Origin of the sequence: Amycolatopsis sp. NPDC059021, assembly GCF_042739895.1 — a bacterium.
GTDB lineage: Bacteria > Actinomycetota > Actinomycetes > Mycobacteriales > Pseudonocardiaceae > Amycolatopsis.
The window spans coordinates 1-9,894 of sequence record NZ_JBHYIQ010000186.1 but is presented as its reverse complement, the minus strand read 5'-3'; the positions used below and the strand labels follow the sequence as shown (position 1 = coordinate 9,894).

10 protein-coding genes are annotated in these 9,894 nt (G+C 71.8%); 7 read left to right on the top strand and 3 right to left on the bottom strand.

Annotation, left to right across the window (positions count from 1 at the left end; translation table 11 throughout):
* Nucleotides 1-28: 28 nt before the first annotated feature.
* Both ACFWX1_RS47405 and ACFWX1_RS47400 read right to left on the bottom strand, forming a co-directional pair.
* Nucleotides 29-682, bottom strand: coding sequence for a response regulator (locus ACFWX1_RS47405; protein ID WP_378396511.1), 654 nt, complete (start codon nt 680-682; stop codon nt 29-31).
* The gene (locus ACFWX1_RS47400; protein ID WP_378396510.1) at nt 657-1,901 is read right to left on the bottom strand and encodes a sensor histidine kinase; all 1,245 of its coding nucleotides are present in this window, start codon (nt 1,899-1,901) and stop codon (nt 657-659) included. The genes ACFWX1_RS47405 and ACFWX1_RS47400 overlap by 26 nt, the downstream gene beginning before the upstream one ends.
* Before the next feature lie 192 nt (nt 1,902-2,093).
* Here ACFWX1_RS47400 and ACFWX1_RS47395 point away from each other — a divergent pair, with 192 nt between their 5' ends.
* Both ACFWX1_RS47395 and ACFWX1_RS47390 read left to right on the top strand, forming a co-directional pair.
* Entirely contained in the window at nt 2,094-3,554 is a 1,461-nt protein-coding gene (locus ACFWX1_RS47395; protein WP_378396509.1) for an ArnT family glycosyltransferase, read from the top strand.
* 14 nt (nt 3,555-3,568) lie between these two features.
* Nucleotides 3,569-4,228 (top strand): GPP34 family phosphoprotein, encoded by a 660-nt coding sequence (locus ACFWX1_RS47390; RefSeq protein ID WP_378396508.1) that lies wholly within the window; start codon nt 3,569-3,571, stop codon nt 4,226-4,228.
* A gap of 11 nt (nt 4,229-4,239) precedes the next feature.
* Here the strand turns inward: ACFWX1_RS47390 and ACFWX1_RS47385 are convergent, their stop codons facing one another.
* Complete coding sequence (locus tag ACFWX1_RS47385; protein WP_378396507.1) at nt 4,240-4,842, bottom strand: TetR/AcrR family transcriptional regulator; 603 nt, start codon at nt 4,840-4,842, stop codon at nt 4,240-4,242.
* A gap of 100 nt (nt 4,843-4,942) precedes the next feature.
* Here ACFWX1_RS47385 and ACFWX1_RS47380 point away from each other — a divergent pair, with 100 nt between their 5' ends.
* From ACFWX1_RS47380 to ACFWX1_RS47360, 5 genes are all read left to right on the top strand, one after another.
* The gene (locus ACFWX1_RS47380; RefSeq protein WP_378396506.1) at nt 4,943-5,443 is read left to right on the top strand and encodes a PH domain-containing protein; all 501 of its coding nucleotides are present in this window, start codon (nt 4,943-4,945) and stop codon (nt 5,441-5,443) included.
* Between the two features lie 77 nt (nt 5,444-5,520).
* A complete protein-coding gene (locus ACFWX1_RS47375) occupies nt 5,521-7,008 on the top strand; it encodes a PH domain-containing protein (protein ID WP_378396513.1) in 1,488 nt (495 codons plus the stop codon).
* A gap of 9 nt (nt 7,009-7,017) precedes the next feature.
* A complete protein-coding gene (locus ACFWX1_RS47370) occupies nt 7,018-7,797 on the top strand; it encodes an isocitrate lyase/phosphoenolpyruvate mutase family protein (RefSeq protein ID WP_378396505.1) in 780 nt (259 codons plus the stop codon).
* A 40-nt stretch (nt 7,798-7,837) separates the two neighbouring features.
* Entirely contained in the window at nt 7,838-8,860 is a 1,023-nt protein-coding gene (locus ACFWX1_RS47365) for an aminotransferase class V-fold PLP-dependent enzyme (protein WP_378396504.1), read from the top strand.
* A 79-nt stretch (nt 8,861-8,939) separates the two neighbouring features.
* Entirely contained in the window at nt 8,940-9,557 is a 618-nt protein-coding gene (locus tag ACFWX1_RS47360) for a hypothetical protein (protein ID WP_378396512.1), read from the top strand.
* Nucleotides 9,558-9,894 lie beyond the last annotated feature (337 nt).

The following is a 9,894-nucleotide window of genomic DNA, read 5'->3' as shown; positions in this document are numbered from 1 at the left end:
CTCGCATGGCACGCGAGGAAAGTCCCCTTCAGCAACGGGGGACGAGGCCGGCTTCGTGGGCCAGCAAACCGGCCTGGGTGCGGTTCGCGCAGCCGAGTTTCACCAGCATCCGCGACACGTAGCTCTTCACGGTCGCCTCGGCGAGGTGCAGCCGCGCCGCGATGTCCGCATTGGACAGTCCTTCGCCGAGGCACGCCAGCACATCCGTCTCGCGTTCGGTGAGCCCGTCGGTCTTGCGGCGCGCGTCCTCGCCGCGCTGACGGCCGTCGGACGACAACGCGACGAGCCGTCGCGCGGCTTCCGGCGAGAGCACGGTGTGCCCGTCCGCCGCCACCCGGACCAGGCCGATCAGATCCTCCGGCGGCGTCGACTTCACCAGGAACCCGGCCGCGCCCGCGCGCAGCGCCCGGATCACGTACGTGTCGGCGTCGAACGTCGTCAGCGCGACCACCGCGGGCGCGTCCGGCAGGGCCGCGATGCGCTCGATGGCGGTCAGCCCGTCGACGCCGGGCATGCGCAGGTCCATCAGCACCACCCGCGGCCGGTACCGGACCACCGCCTCGACCGCCTCCGCGCCGTCCTGCGCCTGTGCCACGACGTCGATGTCCTCCGCGGAGCCGAGGATCGAACGCAGGTGAGCACAGACCATCGGCTCGTCATCGGCCACGACCACCGGGATCACTGTGCGCGCCTTCCGTCGTCGGGACGTAGGCGGGCAGTATCGCACCGACCCGGAACCCGCCGCCGGGTACCGGGCCCGCGTCGAACCGCCCGCTGATGAGCTCGACCCGCTGGCGCAGCCCCGCGAGACCCGCGCCCGAGCCCTTGCCCGCCAGCGCCGGATCCGGCGGGGACGCCGCCGCGGTGTTCCGGACCGACAACTCCAGCCCGCCGGAGTGATACCGCAGATCGACCGTCGCGGACGAGCCGGGCGCGTGCTTGCGGACGTTCGTCAGCGCCTCCTGCACCACCCGGTACGCGGTCCGCGCGACGGTCGGCGAAAGCTGCGACGGATCGCCGGTCACCGAAAGCTCCGTCGGCACGCCCACCGACCGCGATTCCTCGGCCAGCGACGCCGGATCGCCGGTCGGCGTGGGACTGAGCGTGCGCGCGTCGAGGTTCGCGCCGTTGCGCAGCACGCCGACGAGGTCGCGGAGTTCGTCCAGCGCGAGGGCGCCTTCGCGGCGGATGTCCTCGGCGGCGCCGCGCACGGCCTCGTCGTGCGAGGTCACGCCGAGCGCGCCGGCGTGCAGCACCATCAGGCTCAGCCGGTGGGTGACGACGTCGTGCATCTCGCTCGCCAGCCGTCGCCGCTCTTCGGCACGGGCCTGCTCGGCGAGCAGGTGCTGCTCGCGTTCGGCCCGCTCGGCGCGGTCGCGCAGGGAACGTAGCAGCTGCTTGCGTGCTTCGAAGTACAGCGAGACGACGGCGGGCAGCGCGGTGCTGAGCAGGCCGAACGGCGTGATGGTCCAGCTCGGCTGCCAGGGCCGGGTCGCGATCACCGCGAGGATCCCGGCGACGATCAGCACGGTCCGCCGGTCCAGCACCTTGGCGAGCTGGCTCAGCACCACCGGCGTGACGGTCGGCACCGTCCGCGACGTCACCACCGGATCCACCGGCACGAGCAGGCCGGGGGTGAAGAGGTTCGACGCGAGCATCAGCAGCGCCACCACGACGACGAATCCGGCGACCTGCGCGGGGAACCGGAACAACAGGATCAGCGACAGGTCCGAGATCAGCTGGAGGATCAGCCCCGCCGCCGGGCCGAGCGTGCCCGTCGTGGGCGGGTCGAAGATGTACATCACGACGTCGAGGCCGCAGAAGGCGAGCGCGGCGAAGACGAGCCAGAAGCCGTCGCTCCGGCTAGGCCACAACGGCCGGTGTCCCGCTCTCTCCGCCACGTCGTCACGGTAACGGCTGGCGTGTCCCGGCGCGCCCGATCCGCATCCGCGGCGAGCGCGATGCCGACGAAAGTTGCGGCCCGCGCCGTGAACCGCAACTTTCGTCGCCGCGATCACCCTCCTTGCCCGCTTCCGCGTACCCGGCCCGGCGCGGTGGACTGACGGTACCGGCGAGGGAGAGGGGCCTGGGAGATGCAGACCGTCCGAACGCGACTCGAGACACCGCCGCTGCCCGGTTTCGCCCGGTTGCCCGTGCTGGTGATCGCGGTGCTCGCCGGTGGCGTGCTGCTGGTGACCAGCAGCCGGTACGCCCGGGGGTTCGACGAGCTGTATTTCCTGGTGGCTGGCCGAGATCATCCGGCCTGGGGGTATTTCGACCAGCCGCCGCTCGTGCCGTTGCTGGCCGGGGGAATGGACGCGCTCTTCCCCGGCTCGCTGATCGCGTTGCGGCTGCCGGTGACGCTGCCCGCCGCGGCGGGTGTGCTCGTCACGGCGCTCATCGCGCGGGAACTCGGCGGGGGACGGGCCGCGCAGGCGATGGCCGCGGGTGCGTACGCGACGTCGGGTCTCGTGATCCTCAGCCACTGGATCGCGACGTACACGCTCGACCCGTTCCTGTGGACGGTGGTGGTGTGGTTGCTGGTCCGCTGGGTCCGCACGCGCCGCGACGGGCTGCTCGTCTGGGCCGGCGTGGTGACCGCGGTGTCGCTGGAGACGAAATTCCTTATCCCGGCGCTGTGGGCGCTGGTGCTGCTCAGCGCGTCGGTGTTCGGGCCGCGGGAACTGCTGACCCGGCCGAAGCTGTACCTCGGTGGTGCGATCGCGGTGGTGGCGACGATTCCGACCCTGGTCTGGCAGGCGGCGCACGGCTGGCCGTACGCGCGGATGAGCGACGTCGTGGCCGCCGAATTCCCCGGCTACGGGGCCTTCTTCCGGGACGTGCTGACCAGCGCGGGCATCGGCGTCGGGATGCTGGCGCTGCTGTACGGTTTCTGGCGGCTGCTGCGTTCGCCGGACTTGCGCGCGTATCGGTTTCTCGGCGTCGCGCTGCTCGCGGTGATCGCCGCTTTCGCGGTGGCGCAAGGACGTTCGTACTACGCGTGCAGTGTGCTCGCGCTGCCGTTCGCGGCGGCCGCGACCGAACTGACCCGGCGGAACCTCGTGCGCTGGTGGCGTGCGGTGGCCTGGCCGGTGTTCGTGCTTTCGGCCGTGGTCACCGTCTCCGCCCTGCCGGTCTTCCCGGCGTCGATGGCGCGGACCAGCATCGGATTCCTGCCGCTGGGCAGTGTTTTCGCGCCCGGTGAGCTGCCACAGGTCGAACTCGGCGAGCAGATCGGAAAGGTGTACGCCGGACTGCCGCGCGAGGAGCGGGAACACACCGTGGTCTTCGCCGAGATCTACCCGATGGCGGCGTCCATCGAGTACTACGGCAGGCAGTACGGCGTCACGGATGTCTACAGTGGACACCGAGGGTACTGGTACTTCGACCGGCCGCAGGGAACGGCGACCAGCGTGGTCTTCGCAGGGTTCGATCCGGACCTGTTGCGGCCGTACTTCGACAGCGTGACTCCGGTCGTGGAGGGGCTTGTGTGGCGGTACGAAGGCAGAAAGGTGCCGTGGCCGGAGATCTGGCCGTCGGTGAAACGGCAGTGAGCAAAGGGAGCGAAATGAGTGAGTTGTCGTTACCGGCCAAGGCCTATCTGCTGGCCTGCGACCCCGGAGGCGGACGGCTGCGCGACCGGCAGCGGGTGAGCCTGCTGGTCCGCGCCGCCGCGCTCACGGATCTGGTGCGACGCGGGCGGATCGCCGACGAGGACGGCAAGGCCGTCATCGTAGACGAGCGTGGGACAGGGGATCTCGTCCTCGACGACGTGCTCGCCGAGGTGGCGGGGGATCGGCGGTCGTGGCGGTCGTGGGTCCGGCGGGGCGCACGGGACACGCTGCAGTCGCTCGAAACGCAGCTCGACGCGGCGGGCACGATCGAGCTGAAGGTGTCCCGCGCGCTCGGGCTGTTCACGGTGCGGCGTCCGGTGGTGCTGGACGGGGGCGCGGTGGCCCGGCTCCGGGGTGCCGTCGACTACGCGGTGCGCGGTACGACGGAGGTGTCCGAAGTGGACGCTGCGGACGCGGCGCTGGCAGCGCTCGTCGCCGCGGTGGAGCTGCGCACGGTGGTCTCCCGCCGCGACCGGCGGCGGCACCGGGCCCGGGTCGCCGAGCTGGAGGAACGCGCCGGTGCCGCCGTTCCCGCGCTCCGCAAGGTGTTCCGGGAGCTGCGTGCCGCCCGCGCGGCTGCGGTGTCCAACGCCTCGAACCACGGCGGCGGCTGAGTCCTTCGCCGTCACTCCGGCGAGGTGAAGAGGCGGTCGAGATAGTAGTCCACTGTGGACACCGCATCGGCCGCCGTCCGGTGGCCGAGGAGGATGTTGGAGCCCTGCGAGTCGGCCAGCGCCCACAGTATCGCGGCCTCCTGATCGGGATCGACCGACGGCGCGACGTCGCCCGCGGCCTGGCCCTGGCGGATCATGTCGGCGAAGAAGCGGAACACGTCCGGCGCTCCCTCGCTGAACACCGCGGCCATGGCGGGGTCGGCCAGCGCGCGCACGAAGTAGGCGATGCCGATCAGGTAATCGCCCTCGGTCCGCTCGTCGTGCGGGATCATCTCGACCAGGCAGGTCCGCAGGATCGTCCGCGGGCTCGGGTCACCGGTGGCGGTGACCTTCTCGGCGATACGGGCCTCGCGCAGCTTCGCCCGGTGTTCGAGGGCGTAGAGCAGCATCTCGTCCTTGTTCTTGAAGTAGTGCTGCACCAGGCCCATCGACATCCCGGCCTCGGCGGCGACCTGGCGCAGGCTCACGCCCTCGAGTCCGCGCCGGGTGGTCAGCCGTTGCAGGGCCTCGGCGATCTGGGACCGCCGTTCGTCGTGGTCCACCTGTTTCGGCACGTGTGTCCCGTCTTCTCCGGCTTCACCATGCGACCGCATTGCGAAGCTTTCCCGCTGTCCGTTACGATGCGATCGCATTGTAACCAGCTCTTCGGGGGGAATGGTGAATACGAATACGGTCGCGCTGCGACCACCGCGGCACGCACTGGACCGGCGGGCCATCGCCTGGTGGCGTGCCCAGAGCGCGCTGGTCTTCGGGGTCCCGGTGGTGGCGCTGGTGGTGCTGGGCCTGCTGATCCCGGCCGCCGCCGTGCCGCTGCTGGTCCCCGGCGCCGTGCTGGCGGTGCTCGGAGTGGCCTGGGTGATCGCGCTGCCGTTGTGGTGGTACCGGGTGCACCGGTGGGAGAACACCGAAACCGCCGTCTACACCCGGTCCGGGTTCGTCTGGCAGGAGTGGCGGGTCGCGCCGCTGTCCCGCATCCAGACCGTCGACACGCTGCGCGGGCCGCTGGAGCAGCTGTTCGGTCTCGCCACGCTCACCGTCACCACCGCCTCGGCGCGCGGCGCGATCAAGATCCGCGGTCTCGACGCGGAGGTCGCCGCGCGGGTGGCCGAGCAGCTCACCGAGCTCACCCAGGCGACGCCGGGGGATGCCACGTGACCGCGCGGTTCGACAGCCGCGAATTCGCCGATTGGCACCGGCTCGACCGGCGCACCCTCGGCGTCAGCGCGCTGACCATGGCCGGGGTCGCCCTCGGCGCGGCGATCCCGACCACGATCGGCGTCATCGGCGGCGGCACGCGGTGGTGGCTGGCGCTGGCGTTCGTGGTGCCCGCGGCGATCCTGTTCGTCGGCGCGATCGTCTTCGGCGACTACCTGCGCTGGCGCGGGACCCGCTACCGCTGCACGCCCGAACGGCTCGAAGTGGTGTTCAACCTGGTGATCCACTCGCGGAAATCCCTGCCGCGCGAACGGATCCGCAGTGTCGACCTCACCGCGAACCCGCTGCACCGGCTGCTCGGCGTCGCGGTGCTCACCATCGGCACCGGGCAGCACGAGAAGTCCGGCCACGGCCGGATCAAGCTCGACCCGCTCGCCCGCGCCGACGCCGAAAGCCTGCGCACGGAACTGTTGCACCGCACGGAAAGCAAGCCGGAAGCGGTGGCAGAGGACAACGTCCTCGCGAAGCTCGACTGGCAGTGGCTGCGGTACGCGCCGATGTCGTTCCTCGCGCCCACACTGGGGCTCGCCGCGTTCGGTGCCCTGTTCAAGGTCGCCGACTGGTTCGGCGCGCAGAAGGGGTTCATCCACTGGGCCTTCGAGCGGTTCCGCGAATTCCCGCTGGTGGTCACCATTCTCGTCCTGCTCGCGGCCGCGCTGGTGGTCGGTGTCGTGGGCGCGCTCGCGCTGTTCGTCGAGATGTGGTGGAACTACCGCCTGGAGCGGGAACCGGGTGGCACGCTGCGGGTGCGCCGCGGACTGCTGACCACGCGGTCGATCACCGTCGAGGAGCGGCGGCTGCGCGGGATCGACCTGGTCGAGCCGTTGGGCAACCGGCTCGTCGGGGCCGCGCGGGTGGACGCCGTCGCGACGGGCATGCGGCAGAAGAACGACGACGACAAGACCGACTACCACACCCTGCTGCCCGCGGCGCCGCGCGCGGAGGCCCACCGCGTCGCCGCGCTGGTGCTGCGGGAACCGGTGTCGCCGACCGAAACCGTGCGGCTGCGGCCCCATCCGGTGGCGGCAAGGGGACGGCGGCTGCGGTGGGCGCTGATCGGGGCCGCGCTGCCCGTGCTGGTGCTCGTGGTGCTCGGCCTGCTGCTCACCGGCGTCCTGCTGATCATCGGCGTGGCGCTCGCCGTGGTCGCGTTCCCGGTGGCGGTGCTGCTCGCGTTCGAGGCCTACCGCAACCTCGGCCACGGGATCACCGGCCGTTATCTGGTCGCGCGCAGCGGTGCCGTCCGGCGCAGCACCGTCGCGCTGGAACGGGACGGGGTGATCGGCCTCGTCGTGAAGCAGTCGGTTTTCCAGCGGCGCAAGGGATTGGTGACGCTGACCGCGACGACGGCGGCGGGCTCCGGCGCGTACTCGGTCTTCGACGCCGCCACGGACGAAGCACTGGAGTTCGCGGACATCGCCACTCCCGGCATCCTGACGCCGTTCCTCGAACCGCCCGCGAAGGTGCCCGAAAGTTCGGCCGCCACCGAACGGTCCAGGCCCTAGGTTCGGGGCATGACCGATTTCACCGCGTTCCGCGATCTGCACGTCCCCGGCACCCCGCTGCTGCTGCCGAACACCTGGGACTTCGGCTTCGGCGCTCTCCTTGCCCAGCAAGGGTTCCCGGCCATCGCCACGACGAGTCTCGGGGTGGCGGCCGCGGCGGGGGAGCCGGACAGCGTGCCCTCGGGCCGCGCGGCGACGGTCGCCCTCGCGCGGACCCTCGCCCGGCTGGACGTCCTGCTCACGGTCGACATCGGGGAGGGATTCAGCGCCGATCCGGGCGAGGTGGCCGACCTCGTCGAGGAACTCGCCGGAATCGGCGTCGCGGGCGTGAATCTCGAGGACTGGCGGGTGGCGGACGGGCGGCTCGCCGACGTCGACGCCCAGTGCGCGCTGATCGGCGCGGTCAAGGACCGCGTTCCGGACGTGTTCCTCAACGCGCGCACCGACACCCACCTCGGCGGCGACCACTCGACGGACACCGCTGTCGAGCGCGTACGGGCCTACGCGGGGGCGGGCGCGGACGGCGTGTTCGTCCCCGGGCTCGCCGCGCCCGCCGACGTCGAGCGGGTGGTTTCCGCCGCGGGGATCCCGGTGAACCTGCTGTTCGTTCCCGGTGTGGTCACGCTCGCCGGGCTGGCCGATCTAGGCGTCGCGCGGGTGAGCGTCGGCTCGCTGCCGTACCGGGTGGCGCTGGTCTCGGCGCTCGAAACCGTGCGCGCGGTCCGGGACGGCGGCGAACTCCCCGCGAAGCCGCTGACCTTCGACGACGTCGCGAAGCTGGTGGGATAAAGGGATGAATCCGGGCGGGGTGCTTGTTTAGGGTCGGGGCATGCACGCCTTCGGAGCCGAATTCGCCGCCCCGCCCGGATATCTCAACACGCCCAGCATCGGCGTCCCGCCCGCTGCTGTCGCCGACGCCGTCGCCGAAAGCGTGGAGAAATGGCGTCGTGGCGAGGCCCGGCCGTACGACTTCGACGCGATCGTCGACCGCTCCCGCGCGGGCTTCGCGCGGCTGATCGGCGTCCCGGCGGACCGGGTCGCGATCGGCGCGTCGGTGTCCCAGCTGATCGCGAACGTCGCCACCGGGTTGAAGGACGACGCGCGGGTGCTGGTCGCCGCGGGCGATTTCACCAGCGTCACCTTCCCGTTCGCCGCGCACGCCGACCGCGGGATCACCGTGACCGAGGTCCCGCAGGACCAGCTGGCGAGCCGGGTCGAGGGGCACGACCTCGTCGCGGTCAGCGTCGTCCAGTCGGCCGACGGGAGCATCGCCGACCTCGCCGCCCTGCGTGCCGCCGCCGAGGCCGCCGGCGCCGCCGTGCTGCTCGACGTCACCCAGGCCGCCGGCTGGCTCCCGCTCGACGTCGCGTGGGCCGACTGGGTGATCGCCGCCGGGTACAAGTGGCTGCTTTCGCCGCGCGGCGCGGCCTGGATGGCGGTGCACCCGCGGGCCCACGAACGGACCCGTCCCGCCGCGGCGAACTGGTACGCGGGCGGCGATGACCGGTGGAGCAGCATCTACGGCCTGCCGCTGCGCCTGGCCGAGGACGCGCGCGGGTTCGACCTCTCGCCGGTGTGGCTCGCCCACGTCGGCGCCGCCGAGGCGTTGGAGTACCTGACGTCGCTGGATCTCGCCGAGGTCCGCGCGCACGACGTCGGCCTGGCGAACTCGCTGCTCGGCGCGCTCGGGCTGCCCGCGCGGGACACCGCGATCGTGTCGCTGGCCGCCGACGCCGGGCGGATGGCCGACGCAGGGGTCGTGTCCGGCGTGCGCGATGGCAAGGTCCGGATCGGCTTCCATCTCTACAACACCGCTGACGACGTCGAACGCGTACTTCGCGCCTTCGAGTGAACCCGGCAGGAGCGGTGAACTACCGTATGTGCCCGTGGTTGGTGCACCCTTTACCCCCGGACCTTCGGACACCGCCCCGCTGGGCGCGGTCGGCGCCCGTCCGGGCCCGCCGCCCGCTCCCGCGCGGGACACCCGCGCGTTGCTGCTCAAGGGAGCCGGGCTGGTCGCGATCGCGATCGTGTCCGGGCTGATCTGGTTCCTGATCCGGCACAAGAGTGCCCCGGAGCAGGTCGCCCAGCCACCCGCGAACACCGGCGAGTTCACGTTCAGCCTCGTCAACGGCCCGCTCAAGTCGGGTGACTGCGCGGCGAAGTCCTATGGCACGACGCAGAAGCTCTTCCAGCAGACGCCGTGCGTGTCGCTGTCCCGCGCGTTGTACACCACCGAAAGCGGCGGGGCGAAGGCGCTCGTCTCCGTCGCGCTGGTGACCATGCCGGACACCGCCTCGGCCGCCCAGCTCAAGACGCTGACCGAGAGCGACGGGACCGGGAACGTCACCGACCTGGTGAAGGACGGCACGTACAAGGCACCGGGCGCGCCCCGGGTGAGCGCGGACAAGGCGGCGTACGCGTCGAAGACCGACGGCAACGACGTAACCATCGTGCTCACCGACTTCTTCGGGGGACACAAGGACACCCCGCTGCTCAAGCGCATCGCGAACGACGCCGTCCGCCTCTCCGCCCAACTCCGCCAGTAGCGCCGCCCCCGGGGCCCGCACCGAGGGACGCCCTGGGTGCGTTGGGTGCACCGGGGGACGCCCGTGTCGCACTGAACGCACCGAAGGCGTCCCCGGGTGCGTCACGCCCCACGCGGCCGTGCCCCGAACGGAGCGTTCGAGACGTTGAGCGTCTCGGACGGAGCGTTCGCGACGCCGGTGTCGTGCCCTGTAGGTGATGAGGTGGCGGGGGTCGGCTACTCGCCTGTGGAGCCCGCCCCGGCCCGCACCGAGGGACGCCTTGGGTGCGTTGGACGCACCGAGGGACGCCCTGGGTGCGTTGGACGCACCGAAGGCGTCCCTCGGCACCCCCGCCTCG

Coding starts and splice junctions, on each gene's coding strand:
- ACFWX1_RS47395 (WP_378396509.1), top strand. CDS start 2,094: ATGCAGACCGTCCGAACGCGACTCGAGACACCGCCGCTGCCCGGTTTC.
- ACFWX1_RS47390 (WP_378396508.1), top strand. CDS start 3,569: ATGAGTGAGTTGTCGTTACCGGCCAAGGCCTATCTGCTGGCCTGCGAC.
- ACFWX1_RS47380 (WP_378396506.1), top strand. CDS start 4,943: ATGGTGAATACGAATACGGTCGCGCTGCGACCACCGCGGCACGCACTG.
- ACFWX1_RS47375 (WP_378396513.1), top strand. CDS start 5,521: ATGGCCGGGGTCGCCCTCGGCGCGGCGATCCCGACCACGATCGGCGTC.
- ACFWX1_RS47370 (WP_378396505.1), top strand. CDS start 7,018: ATGACCGATTTCACCGCGTTCCGCGATCTGCACGTCCCCGGCACCCCG.
- ACFWX1_RS47365 (WP_378396504.1), top strand. CDS start 7,838: ATGCACGCCTTCGGAGCCGAATTCGCCGCCCCGCCCGGATATCTCAAC.